Here is a 25,611-nt window from a genome sequence, read left to right as displayed (position 1 = left end):
ATCGTTCGCTCATGGCCGCGTTGTTTCCACGCGACTGGACGAAGCGGACGACAATGCCCATCTATTGGGAAATCCAATTTTGTCCGCGCAATTCCGGGCGGGAAACCGCTACATGAGCTGGAATTGCCTTTTGAGGAGACGTGACATGGCGACTTCGACCGAACGCGCAGTGCTTGCCGGTGGCTGTTTCTGGGGCATGCAGGATCTGATACGGCGCTATCCCGGCGTCATCTCCACGCGTGTCGGCTATAGCGGCGGGGATGTAGCCAACGCCACCTATCGCAACCACGGCACCCATGCCGAAGCCATCGAGATCAATTTCGATCCGGCCGTGATCAGCTATCGCACGCTGCTGGAGCGCTTTTTCCAGATCCACGATCCGACGACGCGCAACCGCCAGGGCAACGATGTCGGGATGAGCTACCGTTCGGCGATCTACTATACGAGCGACGAGCAGAAACGCGTCGCCGAAGACACCATCGCCGATGTCGATGCTTCCGGCCTGTGGCCTGGCAAGGTCGTCACGGAAGTCGCGCCGGCCGGCGCCTTCTGGGAAGCCGAGCCCGAGCACCAGGATTATCTGGAGAAATATCCAAACGGCTACACCTGCCACTTCGTCAGGCCGGGCTGGAAACTGCCGGTTCGCGAAAAGGCCGCATCCTAACGGTTGGCACAAAGCATCGTTGGAAGTGATATCGAAAAGCCGCCGGATGTCCGGCGGCTTTTTTGTTTTTGGACAATCACTTACTTGCCACAGTTGTTGTCGTTCACGGTGGGCGCCGTCAAATTGCCGTTGGCATCGGACTGCGCACCTTGTGGGTTGGTCGGGCAATTCCGATCCGCATTGGAGTTCATGTCGCCCGGCGCGATGGTGGTGCTGTTGGTAATTGCCGGATCGACCGTATTGGGCGAAGCCGGCGTGCTCGGGTCTACAGTCACTGAGTGGCCGCTGCCGCCTGACCCATCCATGCCGTTTGCGGTGTTGCTTTGCGCCATCGCGGAAGTGGCAAGCGCAACGGTGAACGCCGAAGCTGCGAGGATTTTCATGAACATGGTTTTGCCTCCATTTCTGTGAACTCGCCGCGTTGCGACTGGTGGGACAACCTCTCGGCTTGGCGAAGGTTCCCCATAAAATTCCGACTGCGCGGCGTCGCCAGCGTCCACGCAACGGCCAGAGTTGGTGCAACGCTTTTGGCCCGGTGCGCTGAAAAAACGGCTTCCCCTTCCGTTCGAATGGTGCTTTAACGCGTCCATCCACAGGGGTGCTCCGTACGGTCGGGGCTGAGACGGGGGCGGCAAGCCCACAGACCCTAGAAGCTGATCTGGGTAATACCAGCGGAGCGAGGCGGGCTATGTTTTCAGGCGCACAGATTTCCCTATATCCCATGGCCGACGATTTCGTCGGCGTCATCCTGGGCGCGCTCGGCGCGCTCGATCCCTACCGGGACAGGCTCCGGATCGAAACCGACGACATCTCGACCTTGCTGGTCGGGCCGCCCGAAGTGTTGTTCCCGGCGCTGCGCGACCTGTTCGTGGCGGCGGCGCAGAGCGGCAAGCATTGCGTGCTGTCGGCCGCCATTTCGCGCGGCTGTCCTGGCGAGCCGGACGATCCGATCTGCCGCTCCGACGCGTTTGGCGGGCCTGTCGGGCCGCTCGGGCCGCGCAAGGAAGCCGCCATCGCCGCCGTGCGCAGTGCTGCTGCCACCGGCCAGCCGGCGGCGGCGCAGTTCTCGCTCTATGTGATGGGCACCGGCGACCACATGGATGAGATCTATGGCTGCATCGATTTCCTGAAACAGTCCGGCGTCTACGATCGCTCCAAGAATTTTTGCACCAAACTGCGCGGCGATACCGGCGCGATCTTTTCGGCGCTGAACGAAGCCTTCTGCCGCTTCGGACCGGGCGCGGGCCACGTAACCCTTGACGTCACGGTTTCCGCCAACAGCCCCACCGCTGTCTGAGTCTGAAACACCCGCTTGCTCTACGCGCGGTCAAGGTTGTCCTCTCGTGGTCTCATTGTCGTCAAGCCGCCCGCGGCAGCTCGCGGGTCTCTTCGCCAGGGCGGCACCGGCCGTGATGTCGGTCGGGTTGCTGCTCGTGGCCTGGGAACTCTACGCAAATTATTCCGGCATCAAGCCGACGATCCTGCCGGCGCCGTCGCGCGTCTTCGAACAGGCGATGCTCAATCGCGAGGCGCTGATCGACAACGCCGTTCCCACCATCCGCGCCACGCTGATCGGCTTTGCCTGCTCGCTCGGCGCCGCTTTCGCGCTGTCGATGCTGGTCGACTTCTTCCAGCCGCTGCGGCGCGCGCTGTTTCCTGTCTTCATCGTCAGCCAGACCTTGCCGCTGGTGGCCATCGCGCCGCTGGTGGTGCTGTGGTTCGGCTTCGGTTTGACGCCAAAGATCATGCTGGTGGCGCTGGTCACCTTTTTCCCGATGCTGGTGGCTCTGGTGCAGGGCTACGAGGCGACCGAGGTGGAGATCGGCCAGATGCTGCGCGCCATGGGGGCAGGGCGCTGGCGTGTCTTCGTTCTGGCGCGGCTGCCTTCGGCACTGCCCTATTTCTTCGCCGGCCTGCGGATCTCCATCACCTATGCCGTGGTCGGCGCCATCTTCGCCGAATATGCCGGTGCGGCCAAGGGACTGGGCATCTACATGCTCAACGCCAAGAACAATTTCCGCCCCGATCTGGTGCTGGCCGCGGTCGGCGTGAGTGCCGCGCTCACGCTGATCCTGTTCGGGCTGACGGCGCTCTTGCAGCGCCTCGCCATGCCCTGGGAACGGATCGGCCGTCAGCCGGCAGGGAAGGGGCCGGGGCGATGAGCCGGCTCGAATTGCGGCATGTGCGCAAGGCGTTTGGCGGGCTCGACGTGCTCGCCGACATTTCGCTCAGCGTCGGTGCCGGCGAATTCGTCTCGATCCTTGGGCCTTCGGGCGCCGGCAAGTCGACGCTGTTCCAGCTTCTGACGGGTGCCGAGCATGGCGAAGGCGAGATGTTGTTCGACGGCATGCCGCTCGACGACCATGGCCGGCATTTCGCATTCATGCCGCAGCGCGACGCCCTGATGCCGTGGCGGCGCATCCTCGACAACACGACACTCGGGCTCGAAGTGCAAGGCGTCAGACGCCAGGCAGCGCGGGCGCGGGTCGCGCCGCTGCTTGCAGAGTTCGGCCTTGCCGGCTTCGAGCGGCATTTTCCGGCACAGCTTTCGGGTGGCATGCGCCAGCGCGCGGCGCTTTTGCGCACGGTGGTGCAGGAGCGCGACATGCTTTTGCTCGACGAACCGTTCGGCGCGCTCGACGCATTGACCCGCGCAGCCATGCAGCGCTGGCTCGAGCAGATGTGGCGGCACCATCACTGGACGGCGCTGCTGATCACCCACGATGTGCGCGAGGCGGTGTTCCTGTCCGACCGCATCTATGTGCTGTCGGCGCGTCCGGCCCGCGTGTTGCGTGAGATCAGGGTGCCCTTGCCGCGTCCGCGAGATCCGACTGGCGCCGCCGCGCAGCAGGCCGGCGCACTCGAGGCCGAGATCCTCGACATCTTGCTCAACCCTCAACCATCCAAAGGACATGACCATGACTGATATGACACGCCGGCAGGCCCTGCTGCTCACCCTCGCCAGCGGTCTTCCGCTGATCGCTGGAGCGAGCCGCGTCTTCGCCGCCACGCAAAAAGTCACCGTCGCGCTGGACTGGACTGTCAACACCAACCACATCGGGCTGTTCGTCGCCCGCGACAAGGGATTTTACCGCGAGGCTGGCCTCGAGGTCGACATTTTACCCTATAGTGACACCGGCGCCGGCACGCTGGTCGCCAACCGCGTTGCCGACTTCGGCATCAACGGCACCATCAGCCTGTTCAGCCAGAAGACCGGCGGGGCCGACTTGAAGGCCGTCTACGCCGTGGTGCAGTCCGAAACCGGCCGCGTGGTCTTCAATGCGGCGCGCAGCGAGATAAAAAGTCCCAGGGATCTTGACGGCCTGACCTATGGCGGTTTCGGCAGCGCCTGGGAAAACGCACTGATCTCGACCATCATCCGCCACGACGGCGGCAAGGGCAATTTCGAAACGGTGACGCTCGGCACTTCCGCCTATGAAGCGCTGGCCAATGGCTCGGTCGACTTCACGCTCGAGGTCTCGACCTGGGAGGGCGTCGAGGCCGAACTCAAGGGCGTCAAGCAGCGGAGCTTCGTCTATGCCGAGTACGGCGTGCCGGACGAGCACACGACGCTGATCTCGTCGAGCGAAGCCTATCTCAAGGCAAACCCGGCATTAGCGTCGGCCTTTATCCAGGCAACGCGGCGCGGCTATCAGTTCACCGTCGATCATCCGGCCGAAGCCGCCGCGCTGCTGATCGCCGGCAACAAGGACGCCTTGACCAATCCGGCATTGATCGAAGCATCGCTCAAGGCGTTGATCGACGGACACTATCTGCGCGCGGAGAACGGCGCCATCGGTACGATGGACCCGGCCAAGATGGACGCCATCGGCGACTATCTCTTCAAAGCGGGCATTTTGCGCGACGCGGATGGTAAGGTTCTGACGCAGCGCCCTGATTTTGCAGGGTATTTCAGCAATTCAGCTCTGGGGTGAGGTGCGTCGGTCTGCCTTTCGCGCCTCGAGGGAATGGCTGGCTAGCCAAAGGCGCTCGGTTGGCGTGAAAGCTTCCCATCGTTCAAAGCTTTTCAACGCGTCATCTGGCAGCGTTCTCGAACCTTACTTCGCGCCAAGGGTCAGCGCCTTCTTGCGGTCGGCCTCGGCGCGCTTGTGGTTGCCCTTGGCTTCCCACGCCTGGCTTCGCGCGTTGTAGGCGGTGGCGAAATCCGGTTGGAGCTTTATCGCGTGGCTCAAATCGGCGATGGCGCCGTCATAGTCCGCCCTGCTGGTCCGGATCACGCCTCGGCCCAAATAAGCAAAGGGGTTTCCGTGATCGAGGCTGAGTGCCTTTTCGAAATCGCGCAACGCAGCGACGTCCTCATGCCTGCCCATCCATATGAGTCCCCGATCGGCATAGACCCTTGCGTCCGAGGTGTTGAGACTGATGGCCTTGTTGTAGTCCGCGAGCGCCCCGTCGTAATCGCCTTGGAAACCGAGGTTCTGGCCGCGGTCGTAATAGGTCTCGGCAAAATTCGGATTGAGCGTAATCGCCTGGCTGTAATCGGCGACCGCATGCGCGTAATCGCTCTTGGCCTCCCAGGCCACTGCTCGGGCTAGATAGGCGTCGTGGAATGCAGGAAAGAATGAAATCGCCTTGCCATACAGGGCTATGGCGCCGTCATAGTCGTCCTTGCCATACAGCGCTCGACCCTTGTTGAAGGTCTGTGCGGCCAGCGAAGTCCAACTCGGCCTGGTCGCTTGCTCGCCAGCCCGGCCAACGGCTTGGCCCGGCATGTTCGATGCGTTGGCTTCGTCCCTTGCAAGCATCGCCAATTCGCGACCCTTGCGGGCGAGGGCCATCTTTGGATCGAGCTTCAGCGCTTGGTCCAGGTCGGCAATCGCCGGGTCGTAGTCGCCCTTGGTGAACCAGACAGTGCCACGTGCAAAATAAGCCGGCGCATATTGCGGGTTGAGTTCGATCACGCGGCTGTAGTCGGCGATGGCACGATCCAGTTCGTTCTTGTTTGTCCACGCGACGGCGCGGCCGATGTAGGCGTCTGAATGGCCGGGATAGAGTTTGATCACCTCGCCGAAGTCGGTGATGGCTGCGTCGTACATGCCCTTCTCGACAAACGACAGACCGCGGCCGACATAGGTCGAGGCCTTTCTTGGATCGAGCGCAATCGCCTTGCTGTATTCGGCGATGGCGCGATCGAATTTGCCTTTGTCGTAGAAGGCGTCGCCGCGGTCGATGAAAGCCTTGAGGTCCTTTGGGGCCGGGCCTACGGCGTCCGGCGCGGCGCCACCCTCTGCCAGCGCAGCCACCGTCGCTTTGCGCGCAACCGTATAGTCTGGATTGCTAGGGCTGAGCTTTATGGCTTGATCGAAGTCGTCAATCGCCTTCGAATAGTCCTTGCCGTCGGCCCACGCCATGCCGCGCCCGTAATAGCTGGCATCATCCTTCGGATCGATCCCGATCGCCACCGAATAAGCAGCGATTGCGCTTCCTGCGTCGCCCTTGGCATGCTGAGCCATGCCTTTGCAGTAAAATGCGTCGCGCGCCTTTGGATCGAGCGCGGCGGCTCGGTCGCAATCGGCGAGAGCACCATCGATGTCCCCAAGGGTGATCTTAGCGAGGCCTCGGCGAAAATGCGCCGCGGCAAAATTGGGGGCGCGTTCGATGGCCTGGCCGTAGTCGGCGATCGCCTGCTGGTAGGCGCGTTTGGCAGCCCAGGCCTTGCCGCGGCCGAAATAGGCGAACCGGTTGTCCGGGTCGAGCGCGATCGCGTGGTTGTAGGCGCCGATGGCCTGATCGTACTTGCCCATGTCCAGGAAGGCATCGCCGCCAAGGATCGCTTCCAGGGCCCGCGGGTCGTTCGCCTCCAGGGCCTTCGCGGCCAGCGTGTCCTGCGTGGCCGTTACATCGGCAACGACGGCTCGCGGCGTCGGCTGTCGGGTGTCCGGCAATGGTGGCGGTTTGCTGTGGTTACCCGCAACCTGTTCACTGCAGCCTCCCGTCCATTTTGGATCGAGTTCGGCGGCGCGACGGCAATCCGCCGCTGCACCGACCATATCGCCCTTCAGTGTCCTGGCACCGGCCCGGCTGAAATACGCTTCGGCGCTCTCGGGATCCAGGTTGATCGCCTTGTCGAGGTCGAGAAGTGCGCCTTCGATGCCATATTTTGCGAGCCGCGCCTCGGCGCGCTCGAGCAGGATTTTTGCGGCTGCCGGGTCCTTCCCTGTGGCAACCGACGGAGCTATTTCGCCTGGGGCGTGTTCGCTGCAAGAGCCTGCGCGCTTCGGGTCGAGTTCGATGGCGCGCCGGCAGTCCGTGGCGGCAATGGTGTAATTTCCCTGGGATGCCTCGGCAAGCGCCCGGTCGTAAAAGGCCTCGGCGTTGTAAGGATCCAGCTGGATCGCAAAGCTGAATGAGTCTACCGCGCCTCCGACGTCGCCTTGCACCTGCTGCTGCAGCCCCCGTTTGAGATTCCAGGCAACGAGTTCGGAATGATCCTCTTTGGGGTATAGTTGCAGCGGCTCGTAAACCGGGGACGCGGCAGGCTTGGGTGTCTGTGGCACAGCCGGCGCCTTCGCGCCCACCGGCCCTGTGTCGCAGCCACCTGCCTTTTTCGGATCGAGCTCGATGGCCTTTCGGCAATCGGCGGCAGCGCCGGTGGCGTCGCCGCTGCGGGTGCGCACCAGGGAGCGACCGAAATAGGCCCTGGCATAGTTTGCATCAAGAGCGATCGCTCTGTCGAAATCGGCTATGGCGCGATCGTTGTTGCCCTTGCTTGCCCACGCGACGGCTCGGTAATAATAACCGTCGATACCAGCGGCATCGAGTTCGATTGCCTTGCTGGTGTCGGAAATCGCGCGAATCCAATCGTTCTTGCCAAGCCAGGCGGCACCGCGGTTGGCATAGGCGTCGGCGTTCTTGGGATCGAGGCCCAGCGCCACGTCATAATCGGCGATGGCGGGATCGAATTCACCCTTGGCGGCGCGGGCAATGCCGCGGTTGATGTAGACGATCGCGTCCTGCGGATCGATGCGGATCGCCTCGTCATATTCGGCGACGGCGCGCACCAGGTCATTCTTCCTGTCCCAGGCGATCCCGAGGCCGGCATGCGCCTTGCCGTTGCTGGGATCGGCCTCGATCGCCTGCTGAAAATCGAGAATGGCCGCGTCGGTCTTGCCTTTGCGCAGGAAGGCAGCGCCGCGGCTGGAATAAGCATCGCTGGACGACGGCTCCAGGCTGATGGCGGCGTTGAAATCCGCGATAGCCCGGTCGTTGTCTCCCTTGTCGTACCAATCGGCTCCGCGGTTGATGTATGGCGAGGCCTGTTTTGGATCGAGCGCAATCGCCTCACTGTAGTCCGCGATCGCCCGATCTTGATCCTGCCTGTCGTCCCAGGCGACGCCTCGATAGAAGTAGGCCACGACGCGGATGCGCGTCACCTCCGTGGTGTCCTTGGCAATCGGGGTGCAGGCGGCGATGCGCTTGTCCGGCTCGATGTCCTTGCCGATGCAGGTAGCATAATCCTTCTCTGCCGCGAGCGCCGATACGTTCAGCGCAAGAACGACAGCAAGCCCAGCCAATAGCCGGCTGGGCGAAAGCTTCATCGGCACACGCAATCCGATCGCGGCTGCGGACAATCCCACACCTTTCCAGCTCGTCATATTGCTGGTCCTCCCCCGAAAAACCTTGGTCCGCCTCAGCGGTTAATCCATGTATTGTTCCTTATTTGTTCCAAAAATGCAAGCATAAATTGTAGGCCCGCGCCGACACTGCCTGAACCTGATCTCGCGCCTGACGCGAACCCGATTTGATGCCGATCCGATCTTCCCGGTTAACCGCCCGGCAATGGTTGCGTGCAATGGTCCCTTCGAGGGATCAGCGGGGTGTTTGCGTTGCTCACGTCAAAAAGTGAAGCGTTTTCGCATAGTAATGAGGGCGGGATTTTTCTCCGCCGCGCGAAGGCGTGACATACTGGTCGACCTGCGCGAAGGCTTCTTTCGCCTCTGTGCCCTGGCCTGCGCGGGGCTGTTCGTCTATCGCGGCGTGTCCCAGCTCGTGGAGGACCCGACCCGGCTCAACGCCGCGCTGGTGGCGATTTCCGAGATACTCACGTTCACCTGGCTGCTTCTGTCGCGGCGTCCGGTGACGCGTGATTGGAATCCGCTTACGGTCATCGTCTCCGTGACCGCCAGTTTCGGGGTTGCGCTGATCAGCCTCCAGCCCGGCATAGCGCTTGTTCCGGTCTATTTCGCCGCGCCGCTGCAGTTCGTTGCGCTGTTGTTTGTCATCTGGGGCAAGATATCGCTTGGCCGTTCCTTTGCCATCCTGCCTGCCAATCGCGGCGTGATGACGGGCGGTGCCTACCGGATTGTGCGGCACCCGATCTATGCCGGCTACCTTGCCGGCCATGTGCTCTATCTGCTGTCGGCCTTCTCCTTCCACAACCTCGCGGTCTATGCGGTCATCACCTACATGCAGCTGTATCGTATCCTGCGCGAGGAGGCTCTGCTGGCCGCCGAGCCGGAGTATCGCGCTTACATGGAACGTGTGCGCTACAGGCTGTTCTACCGCCTATTCTGAGGGCAGACTGTCGAAAGGCCGGAGTGGAGTTTGGCTTGTGGCCTGCCGCGTATGTTAATAGTTGTTCGCCGTTTCTCAGAAACGCCAATCTGCCCATCTCGTTGTTTTTGGAAAGTTCCCAAGGGAAGCGCTACGCGCCTTTCCCGCGAAAACCGGTTCCTGGAACTGCCTCAAGCCTGTTGACGGCCTGGTTTTCCAACACCGCCCGCTGGGTTCTGCGAGCACAGCCATCGTGGCCGATGTCCAATCGTCACGATATGCGCTAGGCGTCAGCAATATGAATCGATTTTCTTTCCGCGCGATAAAGGTATATCGACGATTATCGTTCTCGATTTGGAATATTTTTTACATATGTATTATAGTTTTATCACTCTTATAATATATGCATTTCATCAATAAATACCATCATCTGCGTAAGTATGCGCCGAATGAAACTGAATCTCACCTGCGGCGTAGCTGAATGTGCAGTCGGCTGTGCGCCGGCTGTCATAGGGCAACGACAACAGGAGAGTGTTATGGCTTTCACCATCAAGACAGTCGCCAATGTGTTGGCGGGTAGTGCAATGGTCTTCGTCCTTTCCATGCCCGCAAGTGCGGCGGGGCTCGGCGTCGGCGCCTCGGTGGGCGGCAGTGGCGGTATCAATGCCGGCGTCGGCGCCTCGGTTGGTGGTAGCGGTGGCGTCAACGCCGGCGTCGGCGCTTCTGTCGGCGGCGGCGGTGGCATCAATGCCGGGGCCGGTGCCAATGTCGGCGGCTCTAACGGCGCCAGTGCCGGGCTCGGTGCTTCCGTCGGGGGCAGCAACGGCATCAATGCCGGAGCGGGTGCCAATGTTGGCGGCACGGGCGGCGTCACCGCCGGGCTGGGCACTAATGTCGGTGGCGCTGGCGGCGTCACCGCCGGCCTCGGCGCCAATGTCGGTGGCACCAGCGGCGTCGGCGTCGGCTTGGGTATTGGTGGCGGAACCAATCCCAGCAATCCCTCGAACCCCAGCAATCCCAGCAATCCCAGCCATCCGAGCCTGCCGGGTGTCGTGGCGCAGATGTCCAGCAGCCAGGTTGCGCGCATGAAGAAGCGCTGTGTCGACGTGCTCGGCAGCGAAGGCACCTATGATCGCGACCTGCGTCAGCTTTGCCTGTTGATCGCCCGTCGCTGAAGCCAATGCTGCCAGGGATGGGCCGTGAGGCTTGGCGCCCTGGCTTCCGGCCGGTCGGAAGCCCGCCATTCAGGCGGGCTTCCTGCGTATCGGGCCTTTCAATTCCGACCCTGTATCTATCGGGACGATCGGGTCCTTTCGTTCGCCGGTGGACATTGGGGGCGGAACGGTAAGGCGGCTCGAGCGTTCTCGTCTTCGAAACACCGTATCAGGCGGTGCTCAAACCGGCGCATCAGCGCCCAAGGGAGCGGGAAAAATGAGCTTAGGCACGATACTCATCATCATTCTTGTCATTGCGCTGCTTGGCGGCTTCAGCGGGCTCGGCGGCGGGCCGTTCTATGGAACGGGCTACTACGGCGGCGGCGGGCTCGGGCTTGTCTTGCTTATCATCATCATCCTTGTCGTGCTGGGGCGCATCTAGCTGCCTGCTAGCAGGATGATCGCAATCTCGTGACCGCGCCGGGGCCGAGGCGCACCGGATTGTGATGCAAGCAAGCCGGCTTGTGATCCGAAATTCCGCGGGACTCGCGTATGGTGATTTCGGTCCACACCCCCCGTGGAAACAAGAGGAGAGGGTCCCACCCCTTCATCCTCCTCCAAGGCCCGCCCCGGTATCCCGGAGCGGGCTTTTGCGTTGAAGCCGTGGGAACCGGCTGGCGTCGAGACAGTTGAGTTTGCGTTAGGCCCGCAACGCTCAGAACGACACTCTGCGAAACTCGCGATGATCTTCACGTCCTGTGGCGGCTCGCGGCCATATCGAGACCTCCACAGCATAGACGCGCTGATCGGCATCGCGAAAGCAGAGGCTATCAAGGTGATACGCCACATCGATCGCGCGGCCTGAACAGGAAGAAGGATTGGATGAACATCAAGGAGATGACGCGACAGGATTGCGTCGCCCTTTTGAAGGCGCAACGCCTTGGTCGCCTGGCCTGCGTGCGTGACCATAAACCCTATGTGGTGCCGGTCCATTTCGCCTTCGGCGAGAGTTCCATTTTCAGTTTCTCGCTTCCCGGCCGGAAAGTCGACTGGATGCGGACCAACCCCCATGTCTGCCTTCAGGTCGACGATGTCGGGGGTGTCGATGGCTGGAGGAGCGTCGTGGTGGAAGGCGTGTTCGAGGAATTGCCCAAAGCGCCTGATCCGGATGCCGGCTTGACGAGCGCCGAAAGGATGACCACTCCCGTCGATGGCGACCGCCAGCTTGCCTGGTCGCTTCTTGCCACGCATGCGAATTGGTGGGAGCCGGGAGCACTGAAGCCCGGCGATGCCCTGGCGCCCTCGGGCAGCCATCTCTTTTATCAGATCAGGATCGAGGCGCTGTCGGGAAGGCAGGCCTCGTGGTAACGGTTCTTACGCCGCGCGCGGCACCCGTGAGGTGAACGTTGCCCGGGTGACCGAGACGCTGGTGCCGTCGTTGTCGCCGATGACTTCCACCTTGGCCTCGAGCTGTTTCACCAGCGCCTCCACGATGGCTGTTCCAAGGCCGGTGGCCGGGACGTCGTTAGCGATCTTGCCGACGCCATTGTCCGAAACCGTCAGTTTCCAGTCACTGCCGGCGGTCTCGTAGCTCACCTGGATCCGAGCGCCGTCCTTTTCCTTGGGGAAGGCATATTTGATGGCGTTGAGCACCAGTTCGGTGACGATCAGTCCGAGGCTGACTGCCTTTTGCGAGTCCATCCTGCCGCCTTCGGTCGTTACGGTGACTTCGATCGGCTGGGCCTCGCCAACCATCGAAGTGGCGAGGCTTCCGCACAGCTTCGAAAGGTAGGAGCCAACATCGATCTCGTCGACGCCGACCGAGGTGTGGAGATGGCGCTGCACCTCGGCCACGGACAGCACGCGCTGATGGGCGTCCTTGAGGTGTTGGCGTGTCTCCTCCGACGTGACAGAGCGCGCCTTCAGCAACAGGATGCTGGCGATGATCTGCAGGCTGTTGGCAACCCGGTGCTCCATTTCGCGCAGCAGCATGTCCTTCTGCCGGAGCAGATCCTCGGTGCGGCGCAGCAGCTCTTCCTTTTCGCGCTCGATGACACGGCGGGCGGTGATGTCATTGAAGGCAAGAAGGATGGTGACGGCCGGACTGTGGTCGTAAAGCACCTTGCGGGCGTTAAGCAGCATGGTGCGGCGGCCGATCCGCGGGAAATCATGCTCGACCTCGAAACCGTCCATGGCGGTCTTCTCGGGAATGATCGTCTCCAGAAGCACGCGAAGCGCGGGAATGTCCCACTGACCGTCGCCAAGGGCGTAGAGCAGCGTACCTTGCGTCTGTGCGGGGTCGACCTCGAATGTCTTGTAGAAGGAGCGGCTGGCGGCCAGCACACGAAACCGCTCGTCAAGCACCAGGAATGGCTCGGTGATCGTGTTGACGATCGCCTGCGCCAGCGTTTGCGCATCCTCGATATTCGCAATGGGTTGAAACATGGGCAAAAGCCAGACGAGCGGCGTCCTGCCGCTCCAAGGATTGAAGCTACACCTTTGCAGGACCGTTGTCGCGAATTGAATCCGCCAGCGGCTGCGTCGCGGGCGTATCGCCGAAAGGAAAAGACGGGCACTGGGCCCGCCTTATCCAAATGGTCAATCGGGCCTGCGCCCAATCGCGGTGCGTCAGTTCGCGCCGCCGAGTTGCTTGGTCATCTTGCAGAAATTGTCGTGCGACTTGCCGATGACACTGTCGCCGCAATCCTTCGTCATCGAGGTGCGGTCTTCGTCCTTCATAGCCATCCAGGCTGCCTTGAACTCCTTCTCGGACTTCATGGTTTTCATGCCGGAGTCTGTGTAGAAGGGCGCCATCTTTGCCGGATCGTCCAGCGCGGAGGTGTGGGTGGCGGCGAGCGCCGAGCCGGTCATCATTGCAAGCGCCATCGCGCCCATGGTCAGCATCTTGAAGTTCATCTGGAAATTCCTCTCTATCGAGGTCATTGGAATAAACGACCTGCAAGTAAACGGTATCGAGAGAAAACAGTTCCTCTCTATCGGTAAATATTAAAACCAGATTTTATTTTACCGAGCCTACAGAGGGGCGTCGCCCCTACTCCATGTCGGGCACGTCGCCGCTAACAAACAGCGTGGTCGGCGGGCCGTAGTCGCCAAGTGTCGGGTCGGCATCGCGGCTCCAGGCGATGACGCCGACATGTTTTGCCGCCAGAGCTCGGGCGGTGCGTATGGCGCGGTCTTCGCTCTGCTGGTCGGCAGGGCCGAAGGCTGGAAACAATTCACCGTCCTCGCCGCGGTCGAATGCGGCCACGACGATCAGCTTAGGATTCTTATGCTCTGTTGATTGGGACATGTTGCTCCTTCGACCTGGAACCTACCACACTACCGGGAACAAGGGCGGTCTGTTTGACCTGTCTCGGCATCGCATTGACAGGAGGTTTACAGCCATGTATTGAACAGGACTATACAGGTTCACTGAACAGGTATGCATATGAAGCGGCGCGCGGTTCAATTGTCTCCCGGCACGGGCAAGCCCGAGCAGATCGCGACCGTTCTGGAGCATGAAATCCGCTCCGGCGTGCTCGGCTTCGGCGACCGCCTGCAAAGCGAAAACGAACTCGTCCAGCGCTTCTCCGTCAGCCGCAATACGGTCCGCAAGGGCCTCGAGGAACTGTCCAGCCGCGGGCTGATCACCACCAAGGTCGGCATCGGCTCCTTCGTCACCTTTGACGGCAAGCCGGTCGACGACGCCATCGGTTGGTCGCGGGCGCTGGCCAATGCCGGCGCCAATGCCGAGACGAGGACGCTGCGGCTGGAGGTCATCGAAGACGCCGATCTCGCCGCCTTGCTGGAGATCGAAAGCCCGTTCTTCATCGCCGTCGACCGTGTGCGCACCAATGCCAGCGACGGCCACGCGATTTCCATCGAGCGCAGCCGCCTGCCGCTATCGCCGGAGCTTGAGGATGTGCCGCTGCGCGGCCTGCGCGAAGGCTCGCTGCACCAGACGCTGCGCGATGCCGGCCTCATCCCCGACCATGGCGAGGAATGGGTCGGCATCGAGATGCTCAATGCCGAGGATGCGGCGATCCTGGGCTGCCCGCAAGGCACGCCGTTCCTGCGCGGCCGCAGGCTGACGCGCGCGGCCGATGACCGGCCGATCGAATATGTCACCAGCCTGCTCAATCCGGCGCATTTCGCGCTGCATATGAGGTTCTGAGCGATGGCGGATAACACCATTCTCGATCGTGCCATGGGCGCGCTTGTCGGCGGGGCGCTGGGAGACGCGCTCGGCATGCCGACGCAGCTCCTGTCGCCGGCCCGCATTGCCGAGCTCTACGGTCATGTCGACGATTTCGTAGCGCCCTTCGCCGATCATCCGGTGTCGAAGGGATTGTTGGCCGGCACCATCACCGACGATACGGAACAGGCGCTGCTGCTCGGCCGCATTCTCGTCGAGTCAGGCGACCGTTTCGATCATGCACGCTGGGTCAACGCGCTGCTCGACTGGGAGCGCGAGGTCAAGGCGCGTGGCAGCTACGATCTTTTGGGGCCGTCGACCAAGCGCGCCATCGATGCCATCAACAATGGCGTGCCGGCCGAGGAAGCGGGGCGCAGTGGCGACACCAATGGGGCGGCCATGCGCATCGCGCCGGTCGGCATCATGATGCCGCTGGAGCCGCTCGACGCATTCGTCGCCAAGGTGGCCGAGACCTGCCGCGCCACGCACAACACCTCGATCGCCATAGCGTCGGCCGCAGCGGTTGCGGCCGCCGTCAGCCGCGGTGTTTCCGGCGGCGACTCGCGCGCCGCATCCGACAGTGCCGTCGCGGCGGCGAGGCGAGGGGCGACGCTTGGCCATTGGGTGACCGGCGGCGACATCGCCGCGCGTATCGTCTGGGCGCAGGATCTGGTGCGCGGCAAGGTGGCGGGGGATGCAATCCGGCTGATCACCGACCTGGTCGGCACCGGCGTCGCCAGCCAGGAATCGGTTCCGGCCGCCTTCGCCGTGCTGGAAGTCGCCGGCGGCGATCCCTGGCAAGCGGCAGTCATCAGCGCCAATCTCGGCGGCGACACCGACACGATCGGCGCCATCGCGGCCGGCATGGCCGGCGCCTGCACCGGCTTTTCGCGGTTGCCGCAGCAGCATATTGCCCGGCTTGTCGGCATCGACATGTCCGAGGTGCGCGCGCTTGCCGCCGATCTCGTGGCGGCAAGGGTGGCGAAGATCGGCAAGGATGCGGCGGCATGAGTAGGCGCCTCGTCCATATCGGCAGCGCGGTGGTCGACTATGTCTACCGCATCGACGCCTTGCCGGCGCCGGGCACGGAGAAGACGGCATCGAGCTTTGCCCGGGTCGCCGGCGGCGGCTTCAACATGATGGTCGCGGCCAGCCGCACCGGCATGACGGTGGTGTTCGGTGGGCAACTCGGCAGCGGGCCGAACGGCGACTTCCTGCGCTCCGCCTTCGCCGCCGAAGGCATCGAGACGCTGACGCCGCCATCGCCGCATATGGACAGCGGCAATTGCGTCGCCATGATCTCGAGCGATGCCGAGCGCACCTTCGTCTCCTGGCCTGGTGCGGAGAGCATTCTCACCCTCGACATGATGGCGCCGGTATCGGTGGCGCCCGGTGATTGGGCGTTCACCTCGGGCTATACGCTGAGTTATCCCGGCAGCCGCGGCGCGCTCACCGATTGGATCGAGGCGCTGCCTGCGCAAACGCCGTTCGTCTTCGACCCAACGCCGGTCATTTCAGACATTCCGCGTCCCATCCTGTCGCGCGTGCTTTCCCGCACCACATGGCTGAGCTGCAACGCGACGGAGGCGGCCGAGATTGCCGGCCCAGGTGATGTCGAGAGCCTGGCGGCGCGGCTGCTTGCCGACTATTGCCCCCGGGCCGCCGGTGTCGTCATCCGTTCGGCCGCCAAGGGCTGCCATGTCAGGCTGGCCAACGGCACGGCGCAGACCATTGCCGGCTTCAAGGTCACGGCGGTCGACACCAACGGCGCCGGCGACAGCCATATCGGCGCTTTCGTCAGTGCGCTGGCGCGTGGTGTGCCGCCCTTCCAGGCGGCGCGCTACGCCAATGCGGCAGCCGCCATTTCGGTGACACGCCATGGCGGCTCATCGGCGCCGACCGATGAGGAAATCCAGACTTTCCTGAGCCAGGCCGCCGCGACCGGCGCGCCGGGCCAGAACCAGAAGGCCCATCAGACAGCCTGACAAGCCCCGCTAAGCGGGCAAACAAAGAGAGGAACCAACATGCGCATGCCAAGACTGACTGCTCTCTTGACGGCGACCGCCGTCTTCACCACCGCACTCACGCTGGCCGCCAGTGCCGCCGAAGTGCATGTGCTCAACTGGAAAGGCTACGGCGCCGACGAACCCTGGGCGGTCGCCGCCTTCGAGAAGGCGACCGGCAACAAGGTCGTCAACGACTTCTTCAACTCCGAACAGGAAATGCTGACCAAGATCCGGACCAATCCCGGCCTCTACGATGTGGTCATGATCAACGCCGCCTTCAACGACCAGGCGATGGCGGAAAAGCTGATCCAGCCGATCGATACCTCGAAACTGCCGAACTATGCCGACATCAGCAAGGACAAGGCCGGTTCGCCGATGCTCGACCATGACGGCAAGGTCTATGGCGTGCCATGGGTGTGGGGCCTGACGGCGCTCGCCATCAATGAAAAATCCTTCGACAAGCCGCCGACGTCGATCGCCGAAATGTGGGATCCCAAGCACAAGGGCCGCGTCGTCATTCGCGACGACGCCGTCGAGGCGGTGCAGTTCGGCGCTATCGCCACCGGCCAGAACATCAACGACATCAAGGATATGGATGCGGTCAAGACGAAGCTCACCTCGCTGATGCCGCAGATCAAGACCTTCTGGAGCTCGGAGAACGACTGGAACCAGATGGTCGCCTCCAACCAGATCGACATCGGCACCTATTGGAGCGGCTCGGCCGACCGTGCCAAGACGCACTTCAAGCTGCCGGTTTCGCTGGTCATTCCAAGGGAAGGTGCTGTCGCCTGGCTGGATGCCTTCTCCATTCCGGTCGGCTCCAAGAATGTCGAAGGCGCGCAGGCCTTCATCAACTGGATGATCGACCCGAAATTCTATGTCGAATGGGTCACCAAGGTCGGCGCCCCTGTCTCGGCCAACACCAAGGCAGTGGAAGCACTGCCCGCGGATGCCTTCAACCGCAAGGTGATGGGCGATCCAGAGGTCGCCAAGCGCATCCAGTTCCAGGCGCCGATCACCGATGCCCAGCGCGAGGCCTATCTGGCGCTCTGGCAGCAGCTCAAGGTCGACGTGAAATAAAACGCACGTCCGGACCAGCCGACGGCTCGCGCCGGCTGGTGCTTTCAATCCTGGGGAGGAGGGTGGCATGGCAGCACAAAGCGCGACCGCATCGCGCAGCGGGTTGAGATCGGCTCTGCCGCTGCTGGCGCCGGCCTATCTCTGGCTGACGGTGGCGATCTTCCTGCCGCTGTCGGCCATGGTTTTCTTCTCCTTCATGACCGACCTGCCGCTGTCGGGAAAGCCCTGGGCCTTCACGCTTGGCAATTATGCCGCCTTCTTCTCGCAGAGCCTTTATCTCACGCTGCTGCTCGCCTCGCTGCGCCTCGGCCTCGAAGTGACCCTGTGGTGCATCGTCATCGGCTATCCCGCCGCTTACGTGCTGGCCAAGGTGCTGAAGGGGCGCAGTCGTGAAGCGATCTTCCTGCTCGTCATCCTGCCGTTCTGGTCGAACGGGCTGGTGCGCATCTTCTCCTGGGCGATGGTTTTGCGCGAAGGTGGCATCCTCGATACGACGCTCAATGCCGTGCTGCCGTTCAAGATCAACATCGATCTGATGTATTCCTATCCGGCCGTCATCATCGGGCTGGTGCACTCCTACGTGCCCTACATGGTGCTGACCTGTTATCTCACCTTGCAGGCGATCGACGACTCGCTGATCGAGGCCGGGCGCTCGCTCGGCGCCTCGCGGCTGCAGGTGCTGAAACGGGTGATCATCCCGCTGTCGATGCCGGGACTGGTGGCCGGTGCCGCGCTCATCTTTGTCCCCGTCGTGGGCTCGTTCATGGAGCCGCGCATCCTCGGCGGCCGCACCGGTACTTTCTACGGCACGGTCATCGAGGACCAGTTCGTCGCCGTCTTCAATTGGCCACTGGGAGCGGCACTGTCCTTCATCCTGCTCGCCGTCGTGCTGGTCATTCTGGCGATCGCCTCGCCGGTGCTGCGGAGGGCTGCGTGATGGCGACCACCCGAATCCTCGAAGGACTTGGCCGCCTCTACATCTTCCTGCTGCTCGCCTTCCTCTATCTGCCCATCATCATCATGGCGCTGATGTCGTTCAACGTCTCACCCTTCTACCAATTGCCGTTCGAGTGGACGACCGAATGGTACGCCTCGCTGTGGCAGAACGACCAGCTGATCGCGGCCACCTGGAACAGCCTCGAGATCGCAATCATCACCACGCTGATCAGCGTGGTGCTCGGCTCGGCGGCGTCGCTGGCGCTCTACCGCTACGAATTTCGCGGCAAGAAGGTGCTGCAGGCGCTGCTGTTTCCGCCGATCGCCATTCCGTGGCTGATCACCGGCACGGCGATGCTGATCTTCTTCTTCGGCGTCGGCATCGGGCGCGGCCTGTTCGCCATCCTGCTCGGCCATGTCGCCTTGGCGCTGCCCTATGTCATCGTCGTCGTCTCGGCGCGGCTGCAGACTTTCGCGCCGGAACTGGAAGAGGCGGCGCGCTCGCTCGGGCGCCAATCAATGGCAGGTGACAATGCGCGTCACGCTGCCCTGGATCATGCCGGGCGTCATCGCCGGCGGTCTGTTTGCCTTTGCGGTGTCGTTCGACCAGTTCGTCGTCTCCTACTTCCTGTCGACGCCCGGCCAGACGACGCTGCCGGTCGAGATCTACGCCGCGATCCGCAAGGGGTTCACGCCCGAGATCAATGCGGTGTCGACCATCATCATTGTCGTGTCGATGGCGCTGATGCTGCTCACGGCGCGCTTCTTCAAATTCGGCGGAGAGAAATAATGGCCGGCGTGCAGGTAGCAAACGTCTCGCGCAGCTTTGGCGCGCACAAGGCGCTGGACGATGTCTCCATCGATTTCGCCGATGGCGGCTTCTATGCGCTGCTCGGACCGTCGGGCAGCGGCAAGACCACTTTGCTCAGGCAGATCGCGGGCTTCGATTTTCCGGACAGTGGTCGCATTTCCATCGGCGGCGAGAGCGTCGAGCGGGTGCCGGTCGAGAAGCGGCGTATCGGCATGGTGTTCCAGAACTACGCACTGTTTCCCAATATGAGCGTCGCCGACAATGTCGCCTTCGGCCTTTCGGTGCGCGGCGAGGCCAAGGCGGTGATTGCAGCGGAAGTGCAGCGCGCGCTCGACCTGGTGCAATTGGGCAAGCTCGGCGGCCGGCGTCCGCACCAGCTCTCCGGCGGCCAGCGGCAGCGCGTGGCGCTGGCGCGCGCCATCGTCACCAAGCCGCGCGTGCTGTTGCTCGACGAGCCGCTCGGCGCGCTCGACAAGGCGCTGCGCGTCGACATGCAGATCGAGTTGAAGCGCATCCAGCGCGAGATCGGCATCACGACCATCTTCGTCACCCATGACCAGGAAGAAGCGCTGACGATGAGCGACCGCATCGGCATCCTGCGCGACGGCAGGCTTGTGCAGGAAGGGCCGCCGGAGGAAATCTACGACCGGCCGAAAAGCGAATTCGCCGCCACCTTCCTCGGCGACGCCAACATCTTTCGCGGCGATACGACCGGCAACGGCATCCGCCTGCCGGACGGCACGGCGATTGCCGCAGGTGCGGGCGCGACGCTTGCCGCCGGCGCCAAGGCGAGCTGCGCCGTACGGCCCGAGCGCATTCGGATTGCCACCGATGCCGGAGCTTCGGATGGCGATGCCAACACGCTGAAGGGTCAGGTTTCCAAGCGCATCTTCGCCGGCAACAACAGCACCTATTTCGTCGAGCGTGACGGCCAGACGCTGAAGGTCATCGTGCAGAACACCGGCGCCGACCGGCTGGCGGAGGGGCAGGACGTGGTGCTGCGCTGGTCGCCGGAGAGCACGGTGTTGATTGCGGCCAATTAGGCCTAAATGGGGGAGGCGGGCGCCCGTCACCCCCCTCTAGCCTGCCGGCCATCTCCCCCGCAAGGGGGGAGATCGGCAGCTTTGGCGCTGCTGCTCTTCCGGCAAAGCTGAAAATTTGCGAAAGCAGAGATGACGGCCAATCTCCCCCCTTGCGGGGGAGATGCCCGGCAGGGCAGAGGGGGGTGCTTCCCACCATCCTGTCAGGCATAAGCCCGGAGCATTCCGATGACGCTAGAACTGACCGCACAGGACCAATCCATGCTCGACGGCGAGCAAGGCCCGTCGGCCGCCGCCGCCATGAAAATCCTGGTCGCCTTCTCCAACGCGATCGGCGCGCGCGGCCTGCTCGACATCAGCGGCGCCCATATCGATGGCTGCCTCTATCACGGCAAGGCCGGGCTCGATTTCGTCGAACGGCTGGTCGAGGGCGGCGGGCGGGTGCAGGTGCCGACGACGCTCAATGTCGGCTCGTTCGACCTCATCCATCCCGGCATGGTGAAGATGCCGGCGTCGGAAGAGGTGCCGGCGCGGCGGCTGATGAAGGCGCATCTGGAGCTTGGCTGCCAGGCGACCTTCACTTGCGCGCCCTACCAGACGCGGTTCCGGCCTGAATTCGGCCAACAGGTCGCCTGGGGCGAATCCAACGCCATCGTCTTTGCCAATTCGGTGATCGGCGCGCGCACCAACCGCTATGGCGACTTCATCGATCTGTGCTGCGCCATGACCGGGCGCGCGCCGGCCTGGGGCCTGCATCTGAGCGAAAACCGGCGTGGCCGCATCCTGTTCGAACTGGACATCGGCGAGGCCGAACCAAACGACAGCCTGTTCGTCGGCGTCGGGCTGATCATCGGACAAGCCAGTGGCGACCGCATTCCGGTCATATCAGGCCTGCCGCAGCCGCGCGACGAGGATCAGCTGAAGGCGCTTGGCGCGGCGGCCGCGACGACCGGTGCCGTGGCACTGTTCCATGCGGTCGGCATCACACCGGAGGCCAACACACCAGACGAAGCGTTTCATGGCCACGCGCCGGATGAGACGATCCGCATCACCCCAGCAGACATCGATCATGCGCTGTCCAGATTGTCCGGAGTGGCCGACGGGGCGCCGCTCGCCGCCGTCTCGCTGGGCACGCCGCATTTCTCGCACGAGGAATGGACGCGCCTGTTGCCGATGCTGCGCGAGGCAGCGCCGGGCAGGGGCATCCCGATCTATGTCAACACCGGTCGCGCGACGCTGACGCGGCTGCAGGAGGAGGGCGCGCTGACCGGCATGGAGGCGTTCGGCCTGATCCCGGTCGCCGACACCTGCACCTATGTCACCTCCATCATCGAGCGGCTCGACGGCGTGGTGATGACCAATTCCGGCAAGTGGGCGCATTACGCGCCGGGCAATATCGGCGTGACGGTCGCCTTCGCCGAGATGGCGGATTGCATCCGCTCCGCCGCTGCCGGACATGTCGTGCGAGGTGCCTCATGACGCAACCCGTTGCAAAGGACGCCGTCGATCGGCTGGGCACTTTTCAACTCGCCGGTGAGGCCGATGGCCCGGCTTTGGTGTTCTCGCAGCCGCTCAGTTTCTGGGGCGGCATCGATGCCGAGACGGGGGAAATCATCGACCATTCGCATCCTGGGCTGGGCCAGAATGTCGCCGGCAGGATCCTGGTCATGCCAAGCGGGCGAGGCTCATCCTCCTCGTCCTCTGTCCTGGCCGAAGCGATCCGCCGGGGCACCGCGCCGGCCGGCATTCTTTTGGAGCGGCCGGACCCGATCCTGGCGGTGGGCGCCATCGTCGCCGAGTTTCTCTACGACATCCATATGCCGCTGGTGATCTGCGACATTGCAGGGATTGCTTCCGGCGACCGGATCGCCGTCCGTGTCGGTGAGCAGGGCGAGGCGGTCATCCATAAAGCCCAATAAACGCTGCCCCCGGTGATTGGTGTCGCTGATGGGAAATGATGGTGCCGGCCTTGGCTGACCGGCAAGCCCTGGCGCTATATGCTGTCCTCCAGGGAGGAATGGATGGCAGGCGCGGATTTCGAACCGGATGTGAAGGTTCGCAGCAGGGAATACCGGATCGGCTGCGTCGGTGCGGGCATGATCATGGCCGAATGCCATCTGGCCGCCTATGCGCAAGCAGGCTTCCCGGTGGTGGCGATCGCCTCGCGGACGAAGGCCAGCGCCGAGAAGGTGGCCAGGCGCTGGGATATTCCGATCGTTCACGATACGCCCGAGCGATTGATCGAGGATTCCAGGGTCGAGATCGTCGACCTTGCCTTTCCGCCCGACCAGCAGCCGGCTCTCATCCGTCACGCGCTGAAGCAGCCGCACGTCAAGGCGATCCTGGCGCAGAAGCCGCTGGCACTGTCGGTGGCGGAGGCCGTCGAGCTGCGCGACGAGGCCGCCAAGTCAGGCAAGATCCTCTCGGTCAACCAGAACATGCGCTACGACCAGTCGATGCGCGTCCTGAAGCAGATCATCGACAGCGGTGCGCTGGGCGACATCGTCTTCGCGCAGATCGATATGCATGCGATCCCGCACTGGCAGGCTTTCCTTGCCGATTACGATCGGCTGACGCTTGCCAATATGAGCGTGCATCATCTCGATGTGCTGCGCTTCCTGTTCGGCGATCCCCACGAAATCACGACGCTGACGCGCAAGGATCCGCGCACGACTTTCGACCATTCGGACGGCATCACGGTGTCGACGCTGCGCTTCCCCTCCGGGGTGCTCGCCGTTTCGCTGGAAGATGTCTGGTCCGGTCCGCGCGAGCAGGGCTATCGCGACGACCAGCACATCAACTGGCGTGTCGACGGCACCAAGGGTGTCGCCAAGGGCACGATCGGCTGGCCGACGGGCGTCGCTTCGACGCTGACCTATGCCTCGACGCAGACGACAGGCGGCGAGTGGGTGACGCCGAGCTGGGACACGATGTGGTTTCCGCACGCCTTCATCGGCGTGATGGAGCAGCTGCAATATGCGGTGAAGACAGGCACGCCGCCGGCCCTCTCCGTCGCCGACAACGTCAAGACCATGGCGCTGGTCGAGGCCGGCTACCGCTCGATGGCGGAAGGCCGCACCGTCAGGCTTTCCGAAATCTCGACCAACTGAAATACGCGACCACGCAATAAGCGTGGTGGCTGAATCGCTTACCGGGAGGAGTTCACATCATGATGCAGGCGGGGATCTTCACCGGCTACTTTCCCTACGAACTCGATGAGTCCGCCAAGCGCATCCGCGCACTCGGCTTCAACACCGTACAGCTCGACCTGCATTTCCGGGATATCGATCTCACGGCCGGGCAGATCACCAGGGACAAGGCAAGGACCGTGCGTGATACGTTCCGCGATCACAATCTGCCGGTCTGCTGCATCTCCGGCTACACCAACATCATCCATCCCGACAAAGCCGAGCGCGAGAAACGCGTCGGCTATCTCAAGGAGATCATCCGCAGCGCACGCGAATTCGGTTCGCCCTACGTGATCTCGGAGACCGGGACCTACAACACCGAGTCCGACTGGGTGCATCACCCCAGGAACAAGACCGAGGAAGGTTTCGAGGAATGCCGCAAGGTGATTTCGGATCTTGCCCAGACCGCCTATGACCATGGCGCGGTCTTCCTGCTCGAAACCTACGTCAACAATGTCGTCGGCTCGGTCGAGGAGACGGTGAAGATGTTCGCGCAGGTCGACCATCCCGGCCTTGGCCTCTTGATGGACCCGACCAATTACTTCGAGGCGCACAACATCGATCGCATGGACCAGGTGCTGAACCAGGTGTTCGACACGCTGACCGACAAGATCCGGATCGCGCATGCCAAGGATGTGAAGCGCTCCGGCAGCGACAAGTCGGAAAAGCACGCCGACATCGGCGACCAGGACGCGCATGAGGGACTGACGTTCCGCGGCGTCGGCGAGATCGAATTGCCGGCGCCTGGCCTCGGCTCGCTCAACTATGATCTTTACCTGAGGCGGCTCAGCGAAAAGCACCCGAACATCCCGGTCATCATCGAGCATCTGACCGAGGATGACGTGCCGCGCGCAAAAACATTCCTCGACGGAAAATTCCGCGCCAACGGCCTCTAGGTGCCGCGCGGGAGGTGACGATGACGACGGCCAAGACGAAGCGCGATTACAGCCTGGTCGGCGAAAGCACCCGGGCCGCGATCGAGACCGGCCTGGCCTCGGCCGAGTGGTACCACACCGACGTGCCGCGCAAGGCGATGAAGGAGCTGATGCAGCGCTCGGACGGTCCGGCGATCCGCGACACCATCATCTGGCTCGCCGCCATCCTGGGCTCGGCCGCCGGCATCGTCTGGTTCTGGGGCTCGTGGTGGGTGGTGCCGTTCCTGTTCGTCTATGGCGTGCTCTACGGTTCGTCGAGCGACTCGCGCTGGCACGAATGCGGCCACGGCACGGCCTTCCGCACGCGCTGGATGAACGATCTCGTCTACCACATCGCCTCCTTCATGCTGATGCGCAATCCCGTGCAATGGCGCTGGAGCCACGCCCGCCACCACACCGACACCATTATTGTCGGCCGCGACGCCGAGATCGCGGTCATGCGCCCGCCCGACCTGTTGAAGGCGGCACTGGCCTTCACCGGCATTCTCGATTTCCGCTATTCGCTGCCGACGCTGATGCGCCAGGCCTTCGGCACGCTGTCTGAGGACGAGAAGAGCTATATCCCCGAGATGGAGCAGCACAAAGCCGTCGTCGTCGCCCGCTGGCACATGGCCGTGTATGTTGCGACGATCGCTTTCGCGATCGCGCTGGGGTCATGGATCCCGTTGGTGCTGGTCGGCCTGCCGCGCCTCTACGGCACCTGGCACATGGTGATGACCGGCCTGCTGCAGCATATCGGCCTTGCCGACAATGTCGTCGACCACCGGCTCAACACCCGCACCGTCTACATGAATCCGATCAGCCGGTTCATCTACTGGAACATGAACTACCATGTCGAACATCACATGTTCCCGATGGTGCCGTATCACGCGCTGCCCAGGCTGCATGATCTGATCAAGCACGATCTGCCCGAGCCGAACCCGTCGATGTGGCATGCCTATCGCGAGGTCTGGCCGGTGCTGCTCAGGCAGCTGAAATACGAAGATTATTACCTCAAGCGCGAATTGCCGCCGACGGCGAGGCCCTATCGCGGCGAGTTCCACGAGGTCGATATGTCGGCTGCGGCCGAATAGCGATCGCGAATTTTT

25 protein-coding genes and 1 riboswitch are annotated in these 25,611 nt (G+C 63.0%); of the genes, 20 read left to right on the top strand and 5 right to left on the bottom strand.

Going from position 1 to position 25,611, the window contains the following annotated elements:
• Positions 1-145: 145 nt before the first annotated feature.
• A complete protein-coding gene (gene msrA, locus ACVILI_RS24450) occupies positions 146-664 on the top strand; it encodes a peptide-methionine (S)-S-oxide reductase MsrA (protein ID WP_019859281.1) in 519 nt (172 codons plus the stop codon).
• Positions 665-744: 80 nt separating this feature from the next.
• Here the strand turns inward: msrA and ACVILI_RS24445 are convergent, their stop codons facing one another.
• Positions 745-1,053, bottom strand: a complete 309-nt coding sequence (locus ACVILI_RS24445; RefSeq protein WP_019859280.1) for a hypothetical protein — start codon at positions 1,051-1,053, stop codon at positions 745-747.
• 195 nt (positions 1,054-1,248) lie between these two features.
• A riboswitch (TPP riboswitch) is annotated at positions 1,249-1,362 on the top strand.
• On the opposite strand from ACVILI_RS24445, the gene ACVILI_RS24440 reads away from it, so the two are divergent.
• The 4 genes from ACVILI_RS24440 (at position 1,353) to ACVILI_RS24425 (ending at position 4,599) form a co-directional block, all read left to right on the top strand.
• Complete coding sequence (locus tag ACVILI_RS24440; RefSeq protein WP_038647899.1) at positions 1,353-1,961, top strand: YkoF family thiamine/hydroxymethylpyrimidine-binding protein; 609 nt, start codon at positions 1,353-1,355, stop codon at positions 1,959-1,961. (Overlaps the previous riboswitch by 10 nt.)
• A 115-nt stretch (positions 1,962-2,076) precedes the next feature.
• Positions 2,077-2,826, top strand: coding sequence for an ABC transporter permease (locus tag ACVILI_RS24435; protein WP_236952006.1), 750 nt, complete (start codon positions 2,077-2,079; stop codon positions 2,824-2,826).
• On the top strand, positions 2,823-3,590 hold the full coding sequence (locus tag ACVILI_RS24430) for an ABC transporter ATP-binding protein (RefSeq protein WP_038647897.1): 768 nt from the start codon (positions 2,823-2,825) through the stop codon (positions 3,588-3,590). The genes ACVILI_RS24435 and ACVILI_RS24430 overlap by 4 nt, the downstream gene beginning before the upstream one ends.
• On the top strand, positions 3,583-4,599 hold the full coding sequence (locus tag ACVILI_RS24425; RefSeq protein ID WP_240564518.1) for an ABC transporter substrate-binding protein: 1,017 nt from the start codon (positions 3,583-3,585) through the stop codon (positions 4,597-4,599). Before ACVILI_RS24430 ends, ACVILI_RS24425 begins: the two co-directional genes overlap by 8 nt.
• A gap of 123 nt (positions 4,600-4,722) precedes the next feature.
• On the opposite strand, the gene ACVILI_RS24420 is transcribed toward ACVILI_RS24425, so the two are convergent.
• Positions 4,723-8,223 (bottom strand): tetratricopeptide repeat protein, encoded by a 3,501-nt coding sequence (locus ACVILI_RS24420; RefSeq protein WP_038647895.1) that lies wholly within the window; start codon positions 8,221-8,223, stop codon positions 4,723-4,725.
• A gap of 325 nt (positions 8,224-8,548) precedes the next feature.
• Between ACVILI_RS24420 and ACVILI_RS24415 the strand changes: the two genes are divergently transcribed.
• From ACVILI_RS24415 to ACVILI_RS24400, 4 genes are all read left to right on the top strand, one after another.
• Complete coding sequence (locus tag ACVILI_RS24415; protein ID WP_457102635.1) at positions 8,549-9,199, top strand: methyltransferase family protein; 651 nt, start codon at positions 8,549-8,551, stop codon at positions 9,197-9,199.
• 515 nt (positions 9,200-9,714) lie between these two features.
• Complete coding sequence (locus ACVILI_RS24410; protein WP_051726834.1) at positions 9,715-10,353, top strand: hypothetical protein; 639 nt, start codon at positions 9,715-9,717, stop codon at positions 10,351-10,353.
• A 256-nt stretch (positions 10,354-10,609) separates the two neighbouring features.
• On the top strand, positions 10,610-10,774 hold the full coding sequence (locus tag ACVILI_RS24405; protein WP_064983672.1) for a DUF3309 family protein: 165 nt from the start codon (positions 10,610-10,612) through the stop codon (positions 10,772-10,774).
• Positions 10,775-11,214: 440 nt separating this feature from the next.
• On the top strand, positions 11,215-11,700 hold the full coding sequence (locus tag ACVILI_RS24400) for a pyridoxamine 5'-phosphate oxidase family protein (protein WP_038647893.1): 486 nt from the start codon (positions 11,215-11,217) through the stop codon (positions 11,698-11,700).
• 6 nt (positions 11,701-11,706) lie between these two features.
• Here ACVILI_RS24400 and ACVILI_RS24395 read toward each other — a convergent pair whose 3' ends face one another.
• The 3 genes from ACVILI_RS24395 to ACVILI_RS24385 form a co-directional block, all read right to left on the bottom strand.
• Positions 11,707-12,777, bottom strand: coding sequence for a sensor histidine kinase (locus tag ACVILI_RS24395; protein ID WP_019859268.1), 1,071 nt, complete (start codon positions 12,775-12,777; stop codon positions 11,707-11,709).
• 183 nt (positions 12,778-12,960) lie between these two features.
• Positions 12,961-13,248, bottom strand: a complete 288-nt coding sequence (locus tag ACVILI_RS24390; protein WP_038647891.1) for a hypothetical protein — start codon at positions 13,246-13,248, stop codon at positions 12,961-12,963.
• 136 nt (positions 13,249-13,384) lie between these two features.
• Positions 13,385-13,642 carry a hypothetical protein gene (locus tag ACVILI_RS24385; RefSeq protein ID WP_019859265.1) on the bottom strand — a complete coding sequence of 86 codons (258 nt, stop codon included), beginning with the start codon at positions 13,640-13,642 and terminating at the stop codon, positions 13,385-13,387.
• A 138-nt stretch (positions 13,643-13,780) separates the two neighbouring features.
• Here ACVILI_RS24385 and ACVILI_RS24380 point away from each other — a divergent pair, with 138 nt between their 5' ends.
• The 11 genes from ACVILI_RS24380 to ACVILI_RS24330 all read left to right on the top strand — a co-directional run bounded on the left by ACVILI_RS24380 (position 13,781) and on the right by ACVILI_RS24330 (position 25,596).
• Positions 13,781-14,506, top strand: coding sequence for a GntR family transcriptional regulator (locus ACVILI_RS24380; protein WP_038647889.1), 726 nt, complete (start codon positions 13,781-13,783; stop codon positions 14,504-14,506).
• Positions 14,507-14,509: 3 nt separating this feature from the next.
• Entirely contained in the window at positions 14,510-15,538 is a 1,029-nt protein-coding gene (locus ACVILI_RS24375) for an ADP-ribosylglycohydrolase family protein (protein ID WP_038647887.1), read from the top strand.
• The gene (locus ACVILI_RS24370; protein ID WP_457102634.1) at positions 15,535-16,512 is read left to right on the top strand and encodes a PfkB family carbohydrate kinase; all 978 of its coding nucleotides are present in this window, start codon (positions 15,535-15,537) and stop codon (positions 16,510-16,512) included. The genes ACVILI_RS24375 and ACVILI_RS24370 overlap by 4 nt, the downstream gene beginning before the upstream one ends.
• Before the next feature lie 39 nt (positions 16,513-16,551).
• Positions 16,552-17,613, top strand: a complete 1,062-nt coding sequence (locus ACVILI_RS24365) for an ABC transporter substrate-binding protein (RefSeq protein WP_038647885.1) — start codon at positions 16,552-16,554, stop codon at positions 17,611-17,613.
• Between the two features lie 67 nt (positions 17,614-17,680).
• Complete coding sequence (locus tag ACVILI_RS24360; RefSeq protein WP_038647883.1) at positions 17,681-18,550, top strand: ABC transporter permease; 870 nt, start codon at positions 17,681-17,683, stop codon at positions 18,548-18,550.
• Positions 18,551-19,338: 788 nt separating this feature from the next.
• Positions 19,339-20,403 carry an ABC transporter ATP-binding protein gene (locus ACVILI_RS24355; RefSeq protein WP_038647882.1) on the top strand — a complete coding sequence of 355 codons (1,065 nt, stop codon included), beginning with the start codon at positions 19,339-19,341 and terminating at the stop codon, positions 20,401-20,403.
• Positions 20,404-20,628: 225 nt separating this feature from the next.
• Positions 20,629-21,879 carry an aconitase X gene (locus ACVILI_RS24350; RefSeq protein ID WP_038647880.1) on the top strand — a complete coding sequence of 417 codons (1,251 nt, stop codon included), beginning with the start codon at positions 20,629-20,631 and terminating at the stop codon, positions 21,877-21,879.
• A complete protein-coding gene (locus ACVILI_RS24345) occupies positions 21,876-22,319 on the top strand; it encodes an aconitase X swivel domain-containing protein (RefSeq protein WP_038647878.1) in 444 nt (147 codons plus the stop codon). Before ACVILI_RS24350 ends, ACVILI_RS24345 begins: the two co-directional genes overlap by 4 nt.
• Positions 22,320-22,421: 102 nt before the next feature.
• Entirely contained in the window at positions 22,422-23,510 is a 1,089-nt protein-coding gene (locus ACVILI_RS24340) for a Gfo/Idh/MocA family protein (protein WP_038652960.1), read from the top strand.
• A 59-nt stretch (positions 23,511-23,569) separates the two neighbouring features.
• Positions 23,570-24,484 carry a sugar phosphate isomerase/epimerase family protein gene (locus ACVILI_RS24335; RefSeq protein WP_038647876.1) on the top strand — a complete coding sequence of 305 codons (915 nt, stop codon included), beginning with the start codon at positions 23,570-23,572 and terminating at the stop codon, positions 24,482-24,484.
• 20 nt (positions 24,485-24,504) lie between these two features.
• The gene (locus ACVILI_RS24330) at positions 24,505-25,596 is read left to right on the top strand and encodes a fatty acid desaturase family protein (protein ID WP_027047045.1); all 1,092 of its coding nucleotides are present in this window, start codon (positions 24,505-24,507) and stop codon (positions 25,594-25,596) included.
• The last annotated feature ends 15 nt before the right edge of the window (positions 25,597-25,611 follow it).

The organism is Mesorhizobium sp. USDA 4775 (assembly GCF_054062655.1).
This window is presented reverse-complemented; position numbering and strand designations above follow the sequence as displayed.